The following is a 21801-nucleotide window of genomic DNA, read 5'->3' on the forward strand; positions in this document are numbered from 1 at the left end:
TTTTTCGTCTTGCGACGTTAAGAATCCGTATCTTCGAGTGCCCACACAGATTGTCTGATAAATTGTTAAAGAGCAGTTGCGACGCGGCTTTCAGCTCACTGTCGCGAGGTGGCGTATATTACGCTTTCCTCTTTCAGAGTCAACCCTGAATTTCAGGATTTTTCTCTTCAACCGAACCGGCTGTTTGTGTGAAGTGATTCACATCCGCCGTGTCGATGGAGGCGCATTATAGGGAGTTCTCCGCAGGCCGCAATAGAAAAATTGCAGAAAAATGACTGACTGCTGCATTCCCCAGCAAAACCCCGCTTTATACCTTTTTACGCACAGAGTTATCCACAATCATCAATGTAATTTCTGTATTTTTCCCACGGTAAACACTGTCAAAATTGTGATCACCATTGAAAGAGAAAAATTCGCGAGCGTTGCGCAAACGTTTTCGTTACAATGCGGGCGAAAAATAAGGATGCCCCGTTAGGGGCGTTAGCTGAGTTTTTCGCGAAAAATTCAGCTAACGCTCTCTGTAATAGTCAAATCCAGGGGATTTACCATGCAACAACGTCGTCCAGTCCGCCGCGCTCTGCTCAGTGTTTCTGACAAAGCCGGTATCGTCGAATTCGCCCAGGCACTTTCCGCACGCGGTGTGGAGCTGCTGTCTACAGGGGGCACTGCTCGTCTGTTAGCAGAAAAGGGTCTGCCGGTAACCGAAGTTTCCGATTACACCGGTTTCCCGGAGATGATGGATGGACGCGTGAAGACCCTGCATCCAAAAGTGCATGGTGGCATTCTGGGCCGTCGCGGCCAGGACGATGCCGTTATGGAAGAACATCAGATCCAACCTATCGATATGGTGGTTGTTAACCTCTATCCGTTCGCCCAGACCGTGGCCCGTGAAGGTTGCTCTCTGGAAGATGCGGTTGAGAACATCGATATCGGTGGTCCAACGATGGTGCGCTCCGCCGCCAAGAACCATAAAGATGTCGCAATCGTGGTGAAGAGCAGCGACTACGACGCCATTATTAAAGAGATGGATGCCAACGAAGGATCGCTGACGCTTGCAACCCGTTTCGATCTCGCTATCAAAGCCTTCGAACACACCGCCGCCTACGACAGCATGATTGCCAACTACTTCGGCAGCATGGTTCCGGCTTATCACGGTGAAAGCAAAGAGGCCGCCGGTCGCTTCCCGCGTACGCTGAACCTGAACTTCATTAAGAAGCAGGATATGCGCTACGGCGAGAACAGCCACCAGCAGGCTGCCTTCTATATAGAAGAGAATGTGAAAGAAGCCTCCGTTGCCACCGCAACCCAGGTTCAGGGTAAAGCCCTCTCTTATAACAACATCGCCGATACCGATGCGGCGCTGGAGTGCGTGAAAGAGTTCGCCGAGCCGGCATGTGTGATTGTGAAGCACGCCAACCCTTGCGGTGTGGCTATCGGCAATTCCATTCTTGATGCTTACGATCGCGCGTATAAAACCGACCCCACCTCGGCGTTCGGCGGCATTATCGCCTTTAACCGCGAGCTGGATGCTGAAACCGCACAGGCCATCATTTCTCGTCAGTTTGTCGAAGTGATTATTGCGCCGTCCGCCAGCGAAGAAGCGTTGAAAATCACCGCCGCTAAACAGAACGTACGTGTCCTGACCTGCGGTCAGTGGGCCGAGCGTGTTCCAGGCCTTGATTTCAAACGCGTGAACGGTGGTCTGCTGGTTCAGGATCGCGATCTGGGGATGGTCGGTGCGGAAGAACTGCGCGTCGTCACCAAACGTCAGCCGACTGAACAGGAACTGCGTGATGCACTGTTCTGCTGGAAAGTGGCGAAGTTCGTGAAATCCAACGCTATCGTCTATGCCAAAAACAATATGACCATCGGTATTGGCGCGGGCCAGATGAGCCGCGTGTACTCCGCGAAAATCGCCGGTATTAAAGCTGCCGATGAAGGCCTGGAAGTGAAAGGTTCCTCGATGGCTTCTGACGCGTTCTTCCCGTTCCGCGACGGTATTGATGCCGCCGCCGCTGCGGGCGTGACCTGCGTAATCCAGCCTGGCGGTTCTATCCGTGATGACGAAGTAATTGCCGCCGCCGACGAGCACGGTATTGCGATGCTCTTCACCGACATGCGCCACTTCCGCCATTAATGGAGCGACAGATGAAAGTATTAGTCATTGGTAACGGCGGGCGCGAGCACGCGCTGGCCTGGAAAGCGGCCCAGTCGCCGCTGGTTGAGACTGTTTTTGTTGCTCCGGGTAACGCAGGTACTGCGTTGGAACCCACGCTGCAAAACGTCGCTATCGGCGTGACCGATATCCCGGCGCTGCTGGATTTCGCACAAAACGAAAAGATCGATCTGACCATCGTCGGCCCGGAAGCACCGCTGGTGAAAGGCGTGGTCGATACTTTCCGCGCCGCCGGGCTGAAAATCTTCGGCCCAACCGCAGGTGCCGCGCAACTTGAAGGCTCGAAAGCGTTTACCAAGGATTTCCTGGCCCGCCATAAGATCCCTACGGCGGAATACCAGAACTTCACCGAGGTCGAACCTGCGCTGGCGTATCTGCGTGAAAAAGGCGCGCCCATCGTTATTAAAGCTGACGGTCTGGCTGCCGGGAAAGGCGTTATCGTGGCGATGACGCTGGAAGAAGCGGAAGCGGCTGTTCACGATATGCTGGCGGGCAACGCTTTTGGCGACGCGGGTCATCGCATCGTTATCGAAGAGTTCCTCGATGGCGAAGAAGCGAGCTTTATCGTGATGGTGGACGGCGAGCATGTGCTGCCGATGGCCACCAGTCAGGACCACAAACGCGTAGGTGATAAAGATACCGGGCCGAACACGGGCGGGATGGGCGCTTACTCCCCTGCACCAGTGGTGACCGATGAGGTTCATCAGCGCACCATGGAACGTATCATCTGGCCAACCGTGAAAGGCATGGCAGCGGAAGGCAGCACCTACACCGGTTTTCTCTACGCGGGCCTGATGATCGACAAACAGGGCAATCCGAAGGTTATCGAATTTAACTGCCGCTTTGGCGATCCGGAAACCCAGCCGATTATGCTACGCATGAAGTCCGATCTGGTTGAGCTTTGCCTGGCGGCCTGTGAAGGTACGCTTGACGAGAAAACGTCCGAGTGGGATGAACGCGCTTCTCTCGGCGTGGTGATGGCTGCGGGTGGATATCCGGGCGATTACCGCACCGGCGATGTGATCCACGGCCTGCCGCTGGAAGAAGCGTCTGACGGCAAAGTGTTCCACGCGGGCACAAAACTGGCGGATGACGAGCAGGTGGTAACCAGCGGCGGGCGCGTACTGTGCGTCACCGCGCTGGGTCATACCGTGGCAGAAGCGCAGAAACGCGCTTATGCCTTAATGACCAATATCCATTGGGACGATTGCTTCTGCCGGAAGGATATCGGCTGGCGCGCCATCGAACGCGAGCAGAACTAACGCGACAGTTTTGCCAATAGCGTTTTGCGCGTAATCCCTAACTGACGGGCGGCTTCGGTTTTGTTGCCGCCCGTTTTCTCCAGCGCCGCCAGAATCACTTCTTTTTCGACTTCCACCAGCGGCTGAATATCCTGACTTTGCACCAGCGGGATCGGCGTACTGGCAATCGCCAGCGGCAGCTCGCGTTCGGAAATATATTCCCCGGTCAGCAGCACCACCGCCCGTTCCACCGCGTTTTCCAGTTCACGAATATTTCCCGGCCAGTCGTAGTGAATCAGCAGATCCATCGCCTGGGGCGTAAACCCTTTTACCGCCTTGCGATTGCGTTCGGCAAAGCGCTGCAGAAAATGACCAGCCAGCAGAGGAATATCTTCCCGCCGCTGACGCAGCGGCGGTACTTCAATCGCCACCACATTCAGGCGATAGTAGAGATCCTGGCGAAAACGCCCGGCATTCACCTCAGCGGCAAGATCGCGATGAGTCGCCGCAATCAGCCGGACATCAACCGAGATAGTCTGATTGCTGCCGACACGCTGAACTTCGCGCTCCTGAATCGCACGCAGCAGACGAACCTGCATCATCGGCGAGATATCGCCAATTTCATCGAGAAACAGCGTGCCGCCGTCCGCCTCAACAAAGCGCCCTTCCCGCCGTTTGTCGGCTCCGGTAAACGCCCCTTTTTCGTGACCGAACAATTCAGATTCCAGTAAGGATTCGTTGAGTGCCGCACAGTTGAGCGTTACCAGCGGCTTTTCACTCCGTGCGCTACTGGCGTGAATCGCCCTGGCGACCAGCTCTTTACCGGTGCCGGAATCGCCGTGGATCAGCACCGTGGCTTCCGATGGCGCGACGAGGGCAATTTCACTGAGCAGGTGCTGCATCGCCGGGCTTTTACCGACCATACCGAACTGGCTGGCAGACACCGCAGGCGTTTCAGCATCAACACTGTGCGTATGCGCAAGCGCCTTTTCCAGGGTTGCCTGCAGGTTATCGAAATCCAGCGGCTTGATGAGATAATCCAGCGCCCCGGTTTTCAACGCCTCTACCGCCGTCTCGACGCTGGAGTACGCGGTCATAATCAGTACCGGAATTGCCGGATTTAACGCTTTGATCTCTTTCAGCGTGGCGATGCCATCCATCTCTGCCATTCGCACATCACAAAGCACAAGATCAAAAACCTGTTCCCGCACTTGCTCCAGCGCCTGTCGCCCGCTGTTCGCCAGCGCGACGTTATAGCCCCAGCCGCGCAGCAATGCCTGCAAGATAGTGCAGTGGCTAATGTCATCATCCACCACCAGAATATCGATATTATCGTGCGTCATCCTTGTGGGTCCTTACGCGTAATATTGACCGGAAGCCAGAGGGTGAACGTTGCACCTTTCCCCTCCTGGCTTACGACCTGAATTGTACCACCGTGTTGTTCAACAATATTATGCACAACCGCCAGCCCCAGTCCGGTGCCTTCGGCTTTGGTGGTGAAGTACGGGGTGAAGATGGCTTCAAGCTGATCCGCCGCAATTCCCTTACCGCTGTCGGTTACGCTTATTTTAACGCCTGCGCTGCTTTCGTTGGCCGTCACGCTAATCACGCCATGCTGACCAATAGCCTGAATAGCATTGAGATAGAGATTCAACAGGACCTGAGTCAGTCGGTCCGGATCGGCCTGTATCTCCGGCAATGCGTCGTTGGCGGTAAAGCGTAATTGGATCTCCCTACTGTTTGCATCCTGGCTTACCAGTTGTAATGAGTGGTTAATCAGCGTGTTGAGATCCACCGCCTTCAAAGCAAGATGCGTTGGCTTAACCAGCTCCAGCAGCTCGCTTACCACGCGGTTTAAACGGTCGGCTTCTTTCGCCATCACCTGCGCCAATTGATGCGCTTCTCCTCCTGCTGGTGCGCGTTCGGCAAAATATTTCGCCAGCCCTTTAATCGAGGAAAGCGGGTTACGGATTTCATGGGCGACGCCTGCGGCCAGATGTCCCAGCGCCACCAGCTTCTCTTTGCGCTTCATTTCATCCTGTAACAGCTGGCGCGAGCGAAGATAGCGGCGATACCAGAAGAATGACAACACGCTTGCCAGCAAGACCGTCGCCAGGGCGAAGAGGATAATCAGGGTGTTTCTCTGCTCACGCTCTTCGGCACTCACAATGTTACTGGCGTCGAAAGCGATAAAAATTGCTTGTGGTGTCGCGGCATACTGCTGCATATGGCGCATCCGGTGCATTCCAGCAGCAAACATCGGTTGAAACTGGCGATAAATTTCCAGAACAGGCTCGCCGTCTGCGCTATCGATCCGCCGCCACGCTTCTTCGTCTCCCGGATGTAACTGCTGCATTTCCTGCGGGGAATAAAGCTGTTTTCCCACCATGCCGGAGTTGCTATGCATCACGATTGTTCCTTGTTCATCCGTGACCGCAAACCAACGCACTCCTGGCTGCCCAGCCATTTCTTCCAGTAAAGCCTGCTGCTGCGCATGATGCATGCGCATCCCCATACCGACGCGCGAGCCGGATTCGAGAGCGCGGATAAGTACACTGCCTTTTTCCAGCAGAGTTTGTCTGGCGGCGGCAGTCTCGCGCCCATAATCGCGAATCACGGTCACTGCAAACAACCCCACCAGTCCAACAATGACTACGGGAAGGATCGCGCTTAACCATTTTGCTAAGGCATCTTTTGATCGCTGCATAAAACGCATCTTCTTCTTTGCCTGTTCATCCCTTTTTGACAGCAGAAATCATGCCATCTTTTATTAGCACTTACCCTGCGCTTTAACACAAAGGCTTAAGTTTCAATGAGTAAAAATGACTCGCCACACACAGCAGGCGAGTCATTTTTACTCGTTTATCATGTCATATTGCCCGTCATATCAGCGTTTCGCCGTTGGCACGAAAGATGCAATACCCGAAGTAAGACAACCACTGGAGGATTAACCATGAAACGGAACACGAAAATTGCCCTGGTGATGATGGCGCTTTCAGCAATGGCGATGGGATCGACATCTGCATTTGCTCACGGCGGACACGGTATGTGGCAGCAAAATGCCGCGCCTTTGACCAGCGAACAACAGACAGCGTGGCAGAAAATCCATAATGACTTTTACGCTCAAAGCAGCGCACTGCAACAGCAACTGGTGACGAAGCGTTATGAATACAATGCCCTGTTAGCCGCGAACCCACCGGATAGCAGCAAAATTAACGCGGTCGCCAAAGAGATGGAGAATTTGCGTCAGTCGTTAGATGAGTTACGGGTGAAACGAGATATTGCGATGGCTGAAGCGGGTATTCCGCGCGGTACCGGAATGGGTTACGGCGGCTGCGGTGGTGGCGGTCATATGGGTATGGGCCACTGGTAAATCAGAACGTTTTCTCATTGGGTTGCCAGCGACAGAAATCAGAGTTTGCCACTAACAGTAATTGCGAACCTTCGGGCGCTTCCAGCCATGCCACGCTGACATCAACAGAAGAGCGGCTCTGGCGGCGCTCGATATGCGCTATCGCCTGCGAATCTAAATCAGGTTTAATGGTTTGCCCTTCGCAGGTGGTCACGGTCTGTTCCATCGCATGCCAGCGCCCCTGGCGCAGCACGACTCTCCCCTGACGTAAGGCATCGCTAATCTGGCGGATCTGATCAGCACGATAACGGTATAAATCGATTTGGTCGTTAGAAAGCTGCTGCTTTTCCCCATCGGATTCACGTTGCATAAAGCTCAGATCGCCGCGATCGTCAAAACGCGCGCGAATATTCACCGGCGGTTTGCTGTAAACATTGATATTGATAAGCGTGAGGTTATCGCCCTGCCAGCGATACTCTCGCGTCGTGGTATCGCCACTGCGCCACGGGCTAAACACAGCAAGCAGATGCACATTATTGCCACTGTCTTTTCGCCAGATACGTACCGCGCCCTGATCTTCAGCAAATCCACTGGCGGTAAAGGGAGGAAGTGAAGAGTTGTGACTACAGGCAGTGAGAAACAGAGCGCCCGCCAGCATCAATGATCGACGCCAGAAAGACAAAAGGGGTGAAACCACCCCTTCGTTAAAACTGTTCACTGCCACGCAATCTTACTTAACTGCGTCTTTCAGTGCCTTGCCAGAAACAAATGCCGGCACGTTAGCTGCGGCAATTTTGATTTCTTTACCGGTCTGCGGGTTGCGGCCAGTACGCTCAGCGCGGTGGTTCACTTTGAAGGTACCGAAACCAACCAGTTGTACAGCATCGCCTTCTTTCAGAGACTCAGTAATTGCAGCCAGAGTGGACTCCAGAGCAGCTTTAGCCTGGGTTTTGGACAGTTCTGCTTTCTCTGCAATTACATCAATCAGTTGAGTCTTGTTCATAAGTTATCCTTACAATGTGTTTATCGCTTGCTAAGCATCGAGTGCGACGGAAATGCCAGAATAGCACTCTCCTGCATACACGCACCGATAGCCACTTTTTTTCGCCCCCCAAATGTAGACCAGACGGGGGGCGAAAGGGAAGACTCCAGGTATGACAAATCAGGCGTTAAATCACGTTTTCTGGTCTTATTGCTGAAAAATTATACCAATATTGCTCTCGCCCGCCTCACGCAGGTCTGCCCTAAGGCCTTTTATCAGCTCGATATCGCGTTCTTCGCACTCAGCTAAAAGTCGGAATATTTCCCACTGAATGTCCCACTCTTGCTCTACAGCTGGGTTTTCTTTGAGCTCTTCATCGCTCATTTCACGGCCAGCCTGAGTCATTTCCAGCATCGCCACGGTCGTGATGGAGGTCTTACTCACTTCTACCGCGTGTTCGAGCGTTTCGCCACTTAAACGCGAATGGACCAGTTCACTTAACGCCACGCAAGCATCGATTGCCGGATAAACGCCGTACAGATCGAAATCGTCCGCTGAAGGAATCGCTTCTTCAAATTTCTCCAGTTGGCTGTCGAAATTTACTTTTGCGTCTTTGACGGTCAGTGTTTCCCAGATGAGATCGAGAATGCGGCGGTAAATTTGCCCATCGCCGAAGCCGGTTTGCTGGCAGAACATGGCGTAATTGGGGTACATGCGTTCGCATAAGCAAGCCATGAAAGTGACGTGCTGCCAGCTTTCCAGGCGCTCCAGACGCAGATGAATTGGGTTTTGTAACATGTTGAGTTCTCGAATACGGAAATTATCCGCAGTTTACCTGAATTAGGGCTGATTTGCTGTATAGCGCACGAACGCCGGACGTTCCGAAGCCACCGCGTCTGCCCAGCGCGTTGGCTCCGGCAGACGATAGCCTTTCATGCAGCGTTGTACCCAGGCCAGCGCACTATCCATGCTGACACGATGGCCAGTTGCGATAAATAGCGGGTTACAGCGCGCTTTACTGCGCCAGACCCAGGCCAGCTGCTCGCCTTTATCCATCAACGGTGCCAGCGCGCCCGGTTCGCTGGAGAGCGGCTCGAATTTACCGCATAACCGCTTTTTCGCTACGCCAATGGTCGGTACGTCCACTAATAAGCCAAAATGGCTGGCAACGCCAAGACGGCGCGGATGCGAGATCCCATGACCATCGACAAACACTAAATCCGGCTTTTGCGACAGCATCTCCCACGCTGCCAGCAGCGCAGGATATTCGCGGAAGGAAAGAAAACCTGGAATGTAAGGCATGGTGGTGGCGATGCGTGCCACTTTATACTCCACCAGCTCAAGAGAGGGGTATTTCAGCAGCACCATCGCCGCTCGCGTCACTTCTCCGCCCTGCTCAAACCCGACATCGGCTCCGGCGATCAGATCCGGCGGATCTTTATCAAGTCGATCCTCACGGATCACAGAAGAAGCCAGTTCGATTTGTTGAGCGCGTAATGACGCGAGATCCATAATCGCTCCTTAGCGGTGATATTGTTCAGACAACCGATGCACAGCCTCCACAAACACGCCAGCATGTTCTGGCGGCACATCCTGATGAATGCCGTGACCAAGGTTAAAGACATGACCTTCGCCGTGACCGAAACCTGCAAGTATAGTCGCGACTTCTTCTTCAATGCGGGCAGGTGGCGCGTACAGCATCGACGGATCCATATTACCCTGCAGCGCGACTTTATTGCCCACGCGGCGGCGCGCATCGGCGATATCCGTTGTCCAGTCGAGGCCCAGCGCATCGCAACCCGTTTCCGCCATAGCTTCCAGCCACTGTCCACCGCCTTTGGTAAACAGCGTGACCGGTACGCGGCGACCGTCGTTTTCACGCAGTAAACCATCAACTATTTTATGCATGTAATAGAGCGAGAACTGTTGATAATCGCGCCCGGTTAGCACGCCGCCCCAGGTGTCGAAAACCATCACTGCCTGAGCACCGGCTTTAATTTGCGCATTCAGATACAGAGTGACGCTTTTCGCCAGTTTATCGAGTAGCGCGTGCAGCGCCTGCGGCTCGGCATACATCATCTTTTTGATCACGGTGAAGGCTTTGCTGCTGCCACCTTCCACCATGTAGGTCGCCAGGGTCCACGGGCTGCCGGAAAAACCAATCAGCGGCACTTCGCCTTTCAGTTCGCGGCGAATAGTACGCACCGCGTTCATCACGTAACCCAACTCATCTTCCGGGTCCGGAATTGGCAGTTTATCAACATCAGCTTTGCAGGTGACTGGAGAGGTAAAACGTGGGCCTTCTCCGGCTTCAAAATAGAGCCCTAACCCCATCGCATCCGGCACGGTGAGGATATCGGAAAAGAGGATCGCCGCATCCAGCGGATAGCGACGCAGCGGTTGCAAAGTCACTTCGCACGCCAGCTCTGCATTTTTGCACAGCGACATAAAATCGCCCGCCTGGGCGCGCGTGGCTTTATATTCCGGTAGATAGCGACCCGCCTGGCGCATCATCCATACTGGAGTGACATCAACGGGCTGGCGCAGCAGCGCCCGCAGATAACGATCGTTTTTGAGTTCGGTCATTTTGGCTGTTCCTTAGTGCGTCAGGCGGTCAGTGTATCATCACTCATACTCTGCCCGACACATCGCCACCGTATCTTCTATCAGACGGCGCGCCACGGTGCCGGGCGGCGGAAGTAACGGTAAATCATCGTAGCGATACCAGTTCGCCTCGAGCAGCTCTTTCGGATCAATCACGATGTCGCCGCTGTCATATTCCGCCATAAATGCGGTCATCAGCGACTGGGGAAACGGCCACGGCTGAGAAGTCACGTACCGCAAGTTTTTAACTTTAATTCCGCTCTCTTCCATCACTTCCCGCGCGACCGCCTGCTCGAGGGTTTCGCCCACTTCGACGAATCCGGCAAGTACCGTATGGACACCGTTACGATGGCGGGTATGCTGGGCGAGGAGGATCGAATCATCGCGACGGATGGCAACAATAATGCAGGGGGCGATTTGCGGGTAGTAACGCTCACGGCAATGGCTGCACAGCATCGCCCATTCGGTTTTGCTCGGATACATTTCATGCCCGCAGTAACCACAGTATTTATGCGATCGGTAAAACTCCGCCAGTTGCACGCCACGTCCGGCCAGTTGAAACAGCCCAACATCGAGATCAATGACCTGACGTACCGACCCCATATCGTGACGCCGCTGCTGTTGTACTAACCAAACAGGTTCCCCCTGCCATTCGCCGATTTGTAGTGCGCGCTGACCCACAAGATCGAAATTTGCCGCTTCGCCATATGGCAATTCTCCCTTCGGCAACCATAATTTTTGTTCATGGCTGACGACCCACCAGCCGTGATCTAATTTTTCAATTATACGATCCATAGCTCTTGCACTACCTTTGCATCACTGGCATGTTTAACATGGTTTTTACATTTCTCACTGAGCAGTTTTTGAATACAAACTTGCGGAGTCAATCATGCTTAACCAGCTCGATAACCTGACGGAGCGCGTCAGAGGAAGTAACAAACTGGTTGATCGCTGGCTACATGTACGTAAGCATCTGCTCGTGGCTTACTACAATCTGGTTGGCATTAAGCCTGGCAAAGAATCGTACATGAGGCTAAACGAAAAAGCCCTTGATGATTTTTGTCAGAGCCTGGTCGATTACTTGTCTGCCGGACATTTCAGTATTTATGAGCGCATTCTTCATAAACTGGAAGGCAATGGGCAACTCGCACGCGCCGCGAAGATTTGGCCACAACTCGAAGCCAATACCCAACAGATTATGGATTACTACGATTCCAGCCTGGAAACCGCTATCGATCATGATAATTACCTTGAGTTTCAACAGGTTTTATCTGACATCGGCGAGGCCCTGGAAGCGCGCTTTGTGCTGGAAGATAAGCTGATTCTGCTGGTGCTTGACGCCGCCCGCGTCAAACATCCTGCTTGAGTTCTGCGCTGTTAACGCGTAATTTACATTCAACGCCCCGTTTGCGGGGCTAATTTCTTGTCGGAGTGCCTTAACTGGCTGAGACCGTTTATTCGGGATCCGCGGAACCTGATCAGGCTAATACCTGCGAAGGGAACAAGAGTTAATCTGCTATCGCATCGCCTTTGCGGCGATCGTCTCTTGCTTCATCCGTCGTCTGACAAGCCACGTCCTTAACTTTTTGGAATGAGCTATGTCTGCAACAAAACTGACCCGCCGCGAACAACGCGCCCAGGCCCAACATTTTATCGACACCCTGGAAGGCACCGCCTTTCCCAACTCAAAACGCATTTACATCACTGGCACACAACCCGGCGTGCGCGTGCCGATGCGTGAGATCCAGCTTAGCCCGACGCTAATTGGCGGCAGCAAAGAACAGCCGCAGTACGAAGAAAACGAAGCGATTCCGGTCTACGACACCTCCGGTCCGTATGGCGATCCACAGATCGCCATTAACGTGCAGCAAGGACTGGCAAAACTACGCCAGCCGTGGATCGATGCACGCGGCGATACCGAAGAACTTACCGTGCGCAGTTCCGATTACACTAAAGCACGGCTGGCAGATGATGGCCTCGACGAGCTGCGTTTTAGCGGCGTATTAACCCCAAAGCGCGCCAAAGCAGGCCACCGCGTCACACAACTGCACTACGCCCGCCAGGGCATCATCACACCGGAGATGGAATTCATCGCCATCCGCGAGAATATGGGCCGCGAGCGCATTCGTAACGAAGTTTTGTCCCACCAGCATCCGGGAATGAGCTTTGGCGCACGTCTGCCGGAAAATATCACTGCGGAATTTGTCCGTGATGAAGTCGCTGCCGGACGTGCCATTATCCCCGCCAACATCAACCATCCGGAATCGGAGCCGATGATTATTGGTCGCAACTTTCTGGTGAAGGTTAACGCCAATATCGGCAACTCGGCAGTCACCTCTTCCATCGAAGAAGAAGTGGAAAAGCTGGTATGGTCTACGCGCTGGGGGGCGGATACAGTGATGGATCTTTCCACCGGTCGCTATATTCACGAAACTCGCGAATGGATTTTGCGTAACAGCCCGGTGCCGATTGGTACAGTGCCGATCTACCAGGCGCTGGAGAAGGTTAATGGGATCGCTGAAGATCTTACCTGGGAAGCGTTCCGGGACACGCTGCTGGAACAGGCCGAGCAAGGTGTGGATTACTTCACTATCCATGCGGGCGTGCTGCTGCGCTACGTGCCGATGACCGCGAAACGCCTGACCGGTATCGTCTCTCGCGGCGGTTCGATTATGGCGAAATGGTGCCTCTCCCATCATCAGGAAAATTTCCTCTATCAACACTTCCGCGAAATTTGTGAAATCTGTGCCGCTTATGATGTTTCGTTGTCGCTGGGCGACGGCCTGCGCCCCGGTTCTATTCAGGACGCCAACGATGAAGCGCAGTTTGCCGAGCTACATACGCTGGGCGAACTGACCAAAATCGCCTGGGAATATGACGTGCAGGTGATGATTGAAGGTCCAGGCCACGTGCCGATGCAGATGATCCGCCGCAATATGACCGAGGAGTTAGAGCACTGCCACGAAGCACCGTTCTATACCCTCGGGCCGCTAACTACTGATATTGCGCCGGGTTATGACCACTTCACATCGGGGATTGGCGCGGCGATGATTGGCTGGTTTGGCTGCGCGATGCTCTGTTACGTAACGCCAAAAGAGCATCTGGGTCTGCCTAATAAAGAAGATGTTAAGCAGGGGCTTATCACCTATAAGATTGCCGCCCACGCCGCCGACCTGGCGAAAGGGCATCCGGGCGCGCAAATTCGCGATAACGCCATGTCGAAAGCCCGCTTCGAATTTCGCTGGGAAGACCAGTTTAATCTGGCCCTCGACCCGTTTACCGCCCGCGCTTATCACGATGAAACCCTGCCGCAAGAGTCCGGCAAAGTCGCCCATTTTTGCTCCATGTGTGGGCCGAAATTCTGCTCGATGAACATCAGCCAGGAAGTGCGTGATTACGCCGCCGCGCAAACCATTGAAGTGGGAATGGCGGATATGTCGGAGAACTTCCGTGCCAGAGGCGGAGAAATCTACCTGCGTAAGGAGGAAGCGTGATTTATCAGCCTGATTTTCCTCACGTACCTTTTCGTTTAGGACTGTACCCGGTAGTGGACAGCGTACAGTGGATCGAACGTCTGTTGGATGCAGGCGTGCGTACTCTCCAGCTGCGCATCAAAGATCGGCGCGATGAAGAAGTGGAAGCCGATGTCGTGGCAGCAATTGCGCTGGGCCGCCGCTATAACGCACGGCTGTTTATCAACGATTACTGGCGGCTGGCGATTAAGCATCAGGCGTATGGCGTCCATCTGGGACAGGAAGATTTGCAATCTACCGATCTCAATGCCATCCGCGCGGCAGGCCTGCGGCTGGGCGTTTCGACACATGATGATATGGAGATCGACGTCGCGTTGGCAGCACGTCCTTCTTATATCGCGCTAGGACATGTGTTCCCGACGCAAACCAAACAGATGCCTTCTGCACCGCAGGGGCTGGAACAGCTGGCACGGCATGTTGAGCGCCTGGCGGATTATCCCACCGTGGCGATTGGCGGTATCAGTCTGCCGCGCGCGCCTGCGGTGATAGCAACGGGTGTCGGCAGTATCGCCGTTGTCAGCGCCATTACTCAAGCCGCAGACTGGCGTTTGGCAACAGCACAGTTGCTGGAAATTGCAGGAGTTGGCGATGAATGACCGTGACTTTATGCGTTATAGCCGCCAAATCCTGCTCGACGATATCGCTCTTGACGGGCAGCAAAAACTGCTCGACAGCCAGGTGCTGATTATTGGTCTTGGCGGGCTGGGTACACCTGCTGCGCTATACCTGGCGGGGGCTGGTGTCGGGACGCTGGTACTGGCAGATGACGACGATGTGCATTTAAGCAATCTGCAACGACAAATCCTCTTTACCACTGAAGATATCGATCGCCCGAAATCGCAGGTCAGCCAACAGCGACTGACACAGTTGAATCCCGACATTCAACTGACAACATTACAACAACGGTTAACGGGTAAGGCGTTAAAAGATGCGGTAGCACGGGCCGATGTGGTGCTCGACTGTACCGACAACATGGCGACTCGCCAGGAGATTAATGCCGCCTGCGTAGCACTTAACACACCGCTTATCACCGCCAGCGCGGTCGGATTTGGTGGTCAGTTGATGGTGCTGACACCGCCCTGGGAACAGGGGTGTTACCGCTGCCTGTGGCCGGATAACCAGGAGCCTAAACGCAACTGCCGCACGGCAGGCGTGGTTGGCCCGGTGGTCGGGGTCATGGGCACGTTACAGGCACTGGAAGCAATTAAGCTATTGAGTGGTATAGAGACCCCTGCGGGATATCTTCGACTGTTTGACGGTAAATTAAACCAATGGCGCAACCTGGCGTTGCGCCGCGCCAGCGGTTGCCCGGTATGCGGAGGAAGCAATGCAGATCCTGTTTAACGATCAACCGATGCAGTGCGTCGCCGGGCTAACTGTTCACGATCTGCTCGTGCAACTCAATCAACAACAAGCGGGCGCGGCGCTGGCGATTAACCAGCAAATCATCCCGCGAGAGCAGTGGGCGCAACATATCGTGCAGGATGGCGACCAGATCCTGCTTTTTCAGGTTATTGCAGGGGGTTGAGATGTTACGTATTGCGGACAAAACGTTTGATTCACATCTGTTTACCGGCACCGGGAAATTCGCCTCTTCACAATTGATGGTGGAGGCGATCCGCGCTTCCGGCAGCCAACTGGTGACGCTGGCGATGAAACGCGTCGACTTGCGCCAGCACAACGATGCTATCCTCGAACCGCTTATCGCGGCGGGTGTGACCCTGCTGCCGAATACTTCCGGGGCGAAAACAGCGGAAGAAGCCATTTTCGCCGCCCATCTGGCACGTGAAGCATTAGGCACAAACTGGCTAAAATTAGAGATTCACCCTGACGCCCGCTGGCTGTTGCCCGATCCCATCGAAACCCTGAAAGCCGCCGAAACACTGGTACAACAGGGATTTGTCGTGCTGCCTTACTGCGGTGCCGATCCGGTGTTGTGCAAACGTCTGGAAGAAGTCGGCTGTGCAGCGGTGATGCCGCTCGGCGCGCCGATTGGCTCGAATCAGGGACTGGAAACCCGCGCCATGCTGGAGATTATTATCCAGCAAGCCACGGTTCCGGTGGTCGTTGATGCTGGCATTGGCGTTCCCAGCCATGCCGCGCAGGCGCTTGAAATGGGAGCCGATGCGGTGTTAGTGAATACGGCGATTGCCGTCGCGGACGATCCCGTCAACATGGCGAAGGCATTTCGTCTGGCGGTAGACGCCGGCCTGCTGGCACGTCAGTCCGGGCCGGGCAGTCGCAGTCATTTTGCTCATGCCACTAGCCCGCTGACCGGATTTCTGGAGGCATCGGCATGAAAACCTTCAGTGATCGCTGGCGACAACTGGACTGGGACGACATCCGCCTGCGAATCAACAGCAAAACGGCAGCTGACGTAGAGCGGGCGCTCAATGTTTCGCAACTCACTCGCGACGATATGATGGCATTGCTATCACCTGCCGCCGGTGAATACCTGGAACCACTGGCTCAACGGGCGCAGCGTCTGACCCGTCAGCGATTTGGCAACGTCGTCAGCTTCTACGTCCCGCTTTATCTTTCCAATCTTTGCGCTAACGACTGCACGTACTGCGGATTTTCCATGAGCAATCGCATCAAGCGTAAAACGCTGGATGAAGCGGATATCACCAGGGAAAGCGCCGCTATCCGGGAGATGGGCTTTGAACATCTATTGCTGGTCACTGGTGAACATCAGGCGAAAGTGGGGATGGATTACTTTCGTCGTCATCTCCCTGTCCTGCGTGAACAGTTCTCTTCACTACAGATGGAAGTACAGCCACTGGCGGAAGCGGAATACGCCGAGTTAAAGCAACTTGGTCTGGATGGGGTGATGGTTTATCAGGAGACATATCACGAGGCGACATACGCCCACCATCATCTGAAAGGGAAAAAACAGGACTTCTTCTGGCGGCTGGAAACGCCGGATCGGCTGGGCCGTGCGGGGATAGATAAGATAGGCCTCGGCGCGCTAATCGGCCTTTCCGACAGCTGGCGCGTTGACTGCTATATGGTTGCCGAACATTTGCTATGGCTGCAACAACATTACTGGCAAAGCCGTTACTCTGTCTCCTTCCCGCGCCTGCGCCCGTGTACTGGCGGGATTGAGCCAGCGTCGATTATGGATGAACGCCAGTTAGTGCAAACTATCTGCGCCTTCCGCCTACTTGCGCCGGAGATTGAACTGTCACTCTCCACGCGGGAATCACCGTGGTTTCGCGATCGCGTTATTCCGCTGGCGATCAATAACGTCAGCGCCTTCTCGAAAACGCAACCTGGTGGCTATGCCGACAATCATCCGGAGCTGGAGCAATTCTCACCGCACGACGATCGCAGGCCGGAAGCCGTTGCTGCTGCATTAACTGCTCAGGGTTTGCAGCCGGTATGGAAAGACTGGGACAGCTATCTGGGACGTGCCTCGCAAAGGACATGAGACAGAATGTAAGAACGTAAATTTATTCCGAGCAGCTACGGAAGATGAAAAACGCAAGGTTGTTGAAAGCGTTGCGTTTTTTTATGTTAGTACCGTCAGCAGGAATGTTGTCCAGGGCGAAAAGCTTCTTCCTCGTTTCGCCCTGCCTTTCTTAATATTTCCCATGAAGAATTTGCCCTCTGAATAACACCCATAAAAAAACCCGCCGAAGCGGGTTTTTACGTTATTTGCGGATTAACGATTACTCGTTATCAGAACCGCCCAGACCTGCGTTCAGCAGTTCTGCCAGGCTGGCAGATGCGTCTTCTGCAGTCACCTGCGGTGCAGCCGGAGCTTCACCCGCAGCACGGCGACGCATACGATCCTGGTGGTACGCGTAACCGGTACCTGCCGGGATCAGACGACCTACGATAACGTTCTCTTTCAGGCCGCGCAGTTCGTCGCGTTTGCCCGCAACGGCTGCTTCGGTCAGCACGCGAGTGGTCTCCTGGAACGATGCCGCGGAGATGAAGGACTCGGTTGCCAGAGACGCTTTGGTGATACCCAGCAGATCGCGGGAGTAAGTTGCACCCACTTTGCCGTTCGCTTCCAGTTCGCGGTTTGCGATCTTGACGCGAGAGTATTCAACCTGTTCGCCTTCCAGGAAGTCGGAGCTGCCCGCGTTAACGATGGTAGCTTTACGCAGCATCTGACGAACGATAACTTCGATGTGTTTATCGTTAATCTTAACGCCCTGCAGACGGTATACGTCCTGTACTTCGTTAACGATGTAACGAGTCACAGCATGAACACCACGCAGACGCAGAATGTCATGCGGCGCTTCCGGACCGTCGGAAATTACGTCACCACGTTCTACACGTTCACCTTCGAACACGTTGAGCTGACGCCATTTCGGAATCATCTCTTCGTACGGCTCGCTACCGTCTACCGGGGTGATAACCAGACGACGTTTACCTTTGGTTTCTTTACCGAAGGAAACCACACCGCTGATTTCAGCCAGGATTGCCGGCTCTTTCGGACGACGTGCTTCGAACAGGTCCGCAACGCGTGGCAGACCACCGGTGATGTCCTTGGTACCGCCAGATTCTTGCGGAATACGCGCCAGGGTGTCACCAGAGCTGATCTGTACGCCATCTTCCAGCTGAACAATCGCTTTACCCGGCAGGAAGTACTGCGCAGGCATGTCGGTACCCGGGATCAGAACGTCGTTACCCTGAGCATCAACGATTTTCAGTGCCGGACGCAGATCTTTACCACCTGCGGTACGTTCTGCGGAATCCAGAACCACCAGCGAAGACAGACCGGTCAATTCGTCGGTCTGACGAGTAATGGTCTGGCCGTCGATCATGTCAGTAAAGCGTACAAAACCGCTTACTTCGGTGATAACCGGCATGGTGTGCGGGTCCCAGTTTGCAACGGTCTCGCCGCCAGCAACCTGTTCGCCATCGCCTTTCGCCAGTACTGCACCGTAAGGCACTTTATAGCTTTCTTTGGTACGACCGAATTCGTCGATCAATTTCAGTTCGGTGTTACGGGAAGTGATAACCAGTTTGCCGCTGGAGTTCACAACCGACTTCACGTTGCTGAGCTTGATGCTACCTTTGTTTTTCACCTGGATGCTGGATTCAGCAGCCGCACGAGATGCCGCACCACCGATGTGGAACGTACGCATGGTCAGCTGTGTACCCGGTTCACCGATGGACTGTGCCGCGATAACACCGATTGCTTCACCTTTGTTGATGATGTGGCCACGTGCCAGGTCACGACCGTAGCAGTGCGCACATACACCAAAGTCGGTGTCACAAGATACAACAGAACGTACTTTAACCGCGTCGACAGAGTTCTCTTCCAGCAGGTCACACCACTGTTCGTGCAGCAGCGTGTTGCGCGGAACCAGGATATCAGCAGTACCCGGTTTAAGAACGTCTTCAGCAGTTACACGACCCAGTACGCGATCGCGCAGCGGCTCTTTAACATCACCACCCTCGATAACCGGCGTCATCATGATACCTTCATGGGTACCACAATCGTCTTCGGTTACCACCAGGTCCTGCGCAACGTCAACCAGACGACGAGTCAGGTAACCAGAGTTCGCCGTCTTCAGTGCGGTATCCGCCAGACCTTTACGAGCACCGTGGGTTGAGATGAAGTACTGGAGTACGTTCAGACCTTCACGGAAGTTCGCGGTGATTGGCGTTTCGATGATGGAGCCATCCGGCTTCGCCATCAGACCACGCATACCCGCCAGCTGACGAATCTGTGCCGCAGAACCACGCGCACCGGAGTCGGCCATCATGTAGATGCTGTTGAAGGAAACCTGCTTCTCTTCCTGACCGTCACGGTTAATAACGGTTTCAGTTTGCAGGTTATCCATCATCGCTTTGGATACACGATCGTTCGCCGCAGCCCAGATATCGATAACTTTGTTGTAGCGTTCGCCCGCAGTTACCAGACCAGACTGGAACTGCTCCTGAATCTCAGCAACTTCAGCTTCTGCCTCGGAGATGATTTCGTGTTTCTTCTCCGGGATGACCATGTCATCGATACCAACAGATGCACCAGAACGCGCTGCATATGCAAAGCCGGTGTACATGATCTGGTCCGCAAAAATAACGGTCGGTTTCAGACCGAGAATGCGGTAGCAGGTGTTCAGCATTTTGGAGATTGCTTTCTTACCCAGCGCCTGGTTGACGATGGAGTAAGGCAGACCTTTCGGTACAATCATCCACAGAATGGCACGGCCAACGGTCGTATCTTTCAGGCTGGTTTTCGCTACTAATTCACCGTTAGCATCTTTTTCATACTCGGTGATACGCACTTTAACGCGCGCATGCAGAGAAGCCAGACCAGAGCGATACAGACGTTCTGCTTCTTTCGGGCCAGTCAGTACCATGCCTTCGCCTTTGGCGTTAACACAGTCACGGGTCATGTAGTACAGACCCAATACAACGTCCTGAGACGGAACGATGATTGGTTCGCCGTTCGCCGGGGACAGGATGTTGTTGGTAGACATCATCAGCGCACGCGCTTCCAGCTGGGCTTCCAGTGTCAGCGGTACGTGAACAGCCATCTGGTCACCATCGAAGTCGGCGTTATATGCCGCACAAACCAGCGGGTGCAGCTGGATAGCTTTACCTTCGATCAGTACCGGTTCAAATGCCTGGATACCCAGACGGTGCAGAGTCGGTGCACGGTTCAGCAGTACCGGGTGTTCGCGGATAACTTCGTCCAGGATATCCCAAACGACAGCTTCTTCGCGCTCAACCATTTTCTTCGCAGCTTTAATGGTGGTAGCAAGACCACGCAGTTCCAGCTTGCCGTAGATGAACGGTTTGAACAGTTCCAGTGCCATTTTCTTCGGCAGACCGCACTGATGCAGACGCAGGTATGGACCTACGGTGATTACAGAACGACCGGAGTAGTCAACACGCTTACCGAGCAGGTTCTGACGGAAACGACCCTGTTTACCTTTGATCATGTCGGCCAAAGATTTCAGAGGACGCTTGTTAGAACCGGTGATCGCACGACCGCGACGACCGTTATCCAACAGGGCGTCTACCGCTTCCTGCAGCATACGTTTTTCATTACGTACGATGATGTCCGGCGCAGCCAGATCCAGCAGACGTTTCAGACGGTTGTTACGGTTAATGACGCGACGATACAGATCGTTCAGGTCAGAAGTCGCGAAACGACCACCATCCAGCGGAACCAGCGGACGCAGATCTGGCGGCAGTACCGGCAGAACGGTCAGGATCATCCACTCTGGTTTGTTACCAGACTGAACGAACGCTTCCAGCAGTTTGATACGCTTGGTCAGCTTCTTACGCTTAGTTTCGGAGTTGGTTTCGTTCAGCTCTTCACGCAGCTGTTCGCACTCTTGCTCCAGATCCATGCTCTTCAGCAGAGCCTGGATTGCTTCCGCACCCATTTTCGCGTCGAATTCGTCACCGAACTCTTCCAGCGCGTCCAGATACTGCTCTTCAGTCAGGATCTGCTGACGCTCCAGGTTGGTCATACCGCCTTCGATAACCACATAGGATTCGAAGTACAGTACGCGTTCGATATCGCGCAGCGGCATATCGAGCAGCAGGCCGATACGGGACGGCAGCGATTTCAGGAACCAGATGTGCGCGGTCGGGGAAGCCAGTTCGATGTGGCCCATACGCTCACGGCGTACTTTAGTCTGGGTCACTTCAACGCCGCACTTCTCACAGATGACGCCACGGTGTTTCAGGCGCTTGTACTTACCGCACAGGCACTCGTAATCTTTTACCGGCCCAAAGATACGGGCGCAGAAAAGGCCGTCACGTTCTGGTTTGAACGTACGGTAGTTGATGGTTTCCGGCTTTTTAACTTCACCGAAAGACCATGAACGGATCATGTCTGGCGAAGCCAGAGCAATTTTGATCGCATCAAACTCTTCGGTTTTAGTCTGCGCTTTCAGAAACTTTAATAAATCTTTCACGGATTTGCTCCCGTCGGA

19 protein-coding genes and 1 riboswitch are annotated in these 21801 nt (G+C 54.2%); of the genes, 10 read left to right on the top strand and 9 right to left on the bottom strand.

Annotated features, from left to right (window positions below; genetic code table 11):
• Window positions 1-547 precede the first annotated feature (547 nt).
• Together purH and purD are read left to right on the top strand one after the other, a co-directional pair.
• Entirely contained in the window at window positions 548-2137 is a 1590-nt protein-coding gene (gene purH, locus BGE37_RS23895; RefSeq protein ID WP_001187581.1) for a bifunctional phosphoribosylaminoimidazolecarboxamide formyltransferase/IMP cyclohydrolase, read from the top strand.
• Window positions 2138-2148: 11 nt separating this feature from the next.
• On the top strand, window positions 2149-3438 hold the full coding sequence (gene purD / locus BGE37_RS23900) for a phosphoribosylamine--glycine ligase (RefSeq protein ID WP_032185264.1): 1290 nt from the start codon (window positions 2149-2151) through the stop codon (window positions 3436-3438).
• On the opposite strand, the gene zraR is transcribed toward purD, so the two are convergent.
• Together zraR and zraS are read right to left on the bottom strand one after the other, a co-directional pair.
• The gene (gene zraR / locus BGE37_RS23905) at window positions 3435-4760 is read right to left on the bottom strand and encodes a sigma-54-dependent response regulator transcription factor ZraR (protein WP_032185266.1); all 1326 of its coding nucleotides are present in this window, start codon (window positions 4758-4760) and stop codon (window positions 3435-3437) included. The two genes, purD and zraR, sit on opposite strands and share 4 nt — an antisense overlap.
• On the bottom strand, window positions 4757-6133 hold the full coding sequence (gene zraS / locus BGE37_RS23910; protein WP_105288523.1) for a two-component system sensor histidine kinase ZraS: 1377 nt from the start codon (window positions 6131-6133) through the stop codon (window positions 4757-4759). Before zraS ends, zraR begins: the two co-directional genes overlap by 4 nt.
• Window positions 6134-6370: 237 nt before the next feature.
• Here zraS and zraP point away from each other — a divergent pair, with 237 nt between their 5' ends.
• The gene (gene zraP, locus BGE37_RS23920; RefSeq protein WP_001296714.1) at window positions 6371-6790 is read left to right on the top strand and encodes a zinc resistance sensor/chaperone ZraP; all 420 of its coding nucleotides are present in this window, start codon (window positions 6371-6373) and stop codon (window positions 6788-6790) included.
• 1 nt (window position 6791) lies between these two features.
• On the opposite strand, the gene BGE37_RS23925 is transcribed toward zraP, so the two are convergent.
• The 6 genes from BGE37_RS23925 to nudC form a co-directional block, all read right to left on the bottom strand.
• Entirely contained in the window at window positions 6792-7487 is a 696-nt protein-coding gene (locus BGE37_RS23925) for a DUF1481 domain-containing protein (RefSeq protein ID WP_032243492.1), read from the bottom strand.
• A 12-nt stretch (window positions 7488-7499) separates the two neighbouring features.
• On the bottom strand, window positions 7500-7772 hold the full coding sequence (gene hupA, locus BGE37_RS23930) for a nucleoid-associated protein HU-alpha (protein ID WP_001044513.1): 273 nt from the start codon (window positions 7770-7772) through the stop codon (window positions 7500-7502).
• Between the two features lie 186 nt (window positions 7773-7958).
• Window positions 7959-8549, bottom strand: a complete 591-nt coding sequence (locus BGE37_RS23935) for a YjaG family protein (RefSeq protein ID WP_000940106.1) — start codon at window positions 8547-8549, stop codon at window positions 7959-7961.
• A 42-nt stretch (window positions 8550-8591) separates the two neighbouring features.
• A complete protein-coding gene (nfi, locus tag BGE37_RS23940; RefSeq protein WP_000362384.1) occupies window positions 8592-9263 on the bottom strand; it encodes a deoxyribonuclease V in 672 nt (223 codons plus the stop codon).
• Between the two features lie 9 nt (window positions 9264-9272).
• Window positions 9273-10337 carry a uroporphyrinogen decarboxylase gene (gene hemE, locus BGE37_RS23945; RefSeq protein ID WP_105288525.1) on the bottom strand — a complete coding sequence of 355 codons (1065 nt, stop codon included), beginning with the start codon at window positions 10335-10337 and terminating at the stop codon, window positions 9273-9275.
• A gap of 39 nt (window positions 10338-10376) precedes the next feature.
• Window positions 10377-11150, bottom strand: a complete 774-nt coding sequence (gene nudC, locus BGE37_RS23950) for an NAD(+) diphosphatase (protein WP_000373940.1) — start codon at window positions 11148-11150, stop codon at window positions 10377-10379.
• Between the two features lie 94 nt (window positions 11151-11244).
• Between nudC and rsd the strand changes: the two genes are divergently transcribed.
• The 7 genes from rsd to thiH all read left to right on the top strand — a co-directional run bounded on the left by rsd (window position 11245) and on the right by thiH (window position 17318).
• Window positions 11245-11721 carry a sigma D regulator gene (gene rsd / locus BGE37_RS23955; protein WP_000934302.1) on the top strand — a complete coding sequence of 159 codons (477 nt, stop codon included), beginning with the start codon at window positions 11245-11247 and terminating at the stop codon, window positions 11719-11721.
• 51 nt (window positions 11722-11772) lie between these two features.
• Window positions 11773-11873, top strand: a riboswitch (TPP riboswitch).
• A gap of 80 nt (window positions 11874-11953) precedes the next feature.
• Window positions 11954-13849 (top strand): phosphomethylpyrimidine synthase ThiC, encoded by a 1896-nt coding sequence (thiC, locus tag BGE37_RS23960; RefSeq protein WP_105288526.1) that lies wholly within the window; start codon window positions 11954-11956, stop codon window positions 13847-13849.
• Window positions 13849-14484 carry a thiamine phosphate synthase gene (gene thiE, locus BGE37_RS23965; RefSeq protein ID WP_105288529.1) on the top strand — a complete coding sequence of 212 codons (636 nt, stop codon included), beginning with the start codon at window positions 13849-13851 and terminating at the stop codon, window positions 14482-14484. The genes thiC and thiE overlap by 1 nt, the downstream gene beginning before the upstream one ends.
• Window positions 14477-15232, top strand: a complete 756-nt coding sequence (gene thiF, locus BGE37_RS23970; protein ID WP_105288527.1) for a thiazole biosynthesis adenylyltransferase ThiF — start codon at window positions 14477-14479, stop codon at window positions 15230-15232. Before thiE ends, thiF begins: the two co-directional genes overlap by 8 nt.
• A complete protein-coding gene (thiS, locus tag BGE37_RS23975) occupies window positions 15216-15416 on the top strand; it encodes a sulfur carrier protein ThiS (protein ID WP_032185277.1) in 201 nt (66 codons plus the stop codon). The genes thiF and thiS overlap by 17 nt, the downstream gene beginning before the upstream one ends.
• A gap of 1 nt (window position 15417) precedes the next feature.
• The gene (gene thiG, locus BGE37_RS23980) at window positions 15418-16188 is read left to right on the top strand and encodes a thiazole synthase (RefSeq protein WP_039021949.1); all 771 of its coding nucleotides are present in this window, start codon (window positions 15418-15420) and stop codon (window positions 16186-16188) included.
• Entirely contained in the window at window positions 16185-17318 is a 1134-nt protein-coding gene (gene thiH / locus BGE37_RS23985; RefSeq protein WP_105288528.1) for a 2-iminoacetate synthase ThiH, read from the top strand. Before thiG ends, thiH begins: the two co-directional genes overlap by 4 nt.
• A gap of 241 nt (window positions 17319-17559) precedes the next feature.
• On the opposite strand, the gene rpoC is transcribed toward thiH, so the two are convergent.
• Window positions 17560-21783, bottom strand: a complete 4224-nt coding sequence (rpoC, locus tag BGE37_RS23990) for a DNA-directed RNA polymerase subunit beta' (protein WP_000653947.1) — start codon at window positions 21781-21783, stop codon at window positions 17560-17562.
• Window positions 21784-21801: the final 18 nt, after the last annotated feature.

The sequence above is a fragment of the Escherichia sp. MOD1-EC6300 genome (assembly GCF_002965045.1).
In the GTDB taxonomy this organism is placed as follows: Bacteria; Pseudomonadota; Gammaproteobacteria; order Enterobacterales; family Enterobacteriaceae; genus Escherichia; species Escherichia coli_F.

What these genes read in the sequence shown, in the direction of transcription:
- purH (WP_001187581.1), top strand. Translation starts at nt 548, where the DNA reads ATGCAACAACGTCGTCCAGTCCGCCGCGCTCTGCTCAGTGTTTCTGAC.
- purD (WP_032185264.1), top strand. Translation starts at nt 2,149, where the DNA reads ATGAAAGTATTAGTCATTGGTAACGGCGGGCGCGAGCACGCGCTGGCC.
- zraR (WP_032185266.1), bottom strand. Translation starts at nt 4,760, where the DNA reads ATGACGCACGATAATATCGATATTCTGGTGGTGGATGATGACATTAGC.
- zraS (WP_105288523.1), bottom strand. Translation starts at nt 6,133, where the DNA reads ATGCGTTTTATGCAGCGATCAAAAGATGCCTTAGCAAAATGGTTAAGC.
- zraP (WP_001296714.1), top strand. Translation starts at nt 6,371, where the DNA reads ATGAAACGGAACACGAAAATTGCCCTGGTGATGATGGCGCTTTCAGCA.
- hupA (WP_001044513.1), bottom strand. Translation starts at nt 7,772, where the DNA reads ATGAACAAGACTCAACTGATTGATGTAATTGCAGAGAAAGCAGAACTG.
- BGE37_RS23935 (WP_000940106.1), bottom strand. Translation starts at nt 8,549, where the DNA reads ATGTTACAAAACCCAATTCATCTGCGTCTGGAGCGCCTGGAAAGCTGG.
- nfi (WP_000362384.1), bottom strand. Translation starts at nt 9,263, where the DNA reads ATGGATCTCGCGTCATTACGCGCTCAACAAATCGAACTGGCTTCTTCT.
- hemE (WP_105288525.1), bottom strand. Translation starts at nt 10,337, where the DNA reads ATGACCGAACTCAAAAACGATCGTTATCTGCGGGCGCTGCTGCGCCAG.
- nudC (WP_000373940.1), bottom strand. Translation starts at nt 11,150, where the DNA reads ATGGATCGTATAATTGAAAAATTAGATCACGGCTGGTGGGTCGTCAGC.
- rsd (WP_000934302.1), top strand. Translation starts at nt 11,245, where the DNA reads ATGCTTAACCAGCTCGATAACCTGACGGAGCGCGTCAGAGGAAGTAAC.
- thiC (WP_105288526.1), top strand. Translation starts at nt 11,954, where the DNA reads ATGTCTGCAACAAAACTGACCCGCCGCGAACAACGCGCCCAGGCCCAA.
- thiF (WP_105288527.1), top strand. Translation starts at nt 14,477, where the DNA reads ATGAATGACCGTGACTTTATGCGTTATAGCCGCCAAATCCTGCTCGAC.
- thiS (WP_032185277.1), top strand. Translation starts at nt 15,216, where the DNA reads ATGCAGATCCTGTTTAACGATCAACCGATGCAGTGCGTCGCCGGGCTA.
- thiG (WP_039021949.1), top strand. Translation starts at nt 15,418, where the DNA reads ATGTTACGTATTGCGGACAAAACGTTTGATTCACATCTGTTTACCGGC.
- thiH (WP_105288528.1), top strand. Translation starts at nt 16,185, where the DNA reads ATGAAAACCTTCAGTGATCGCTGGCGACAACTGGACTGGGACGACATC.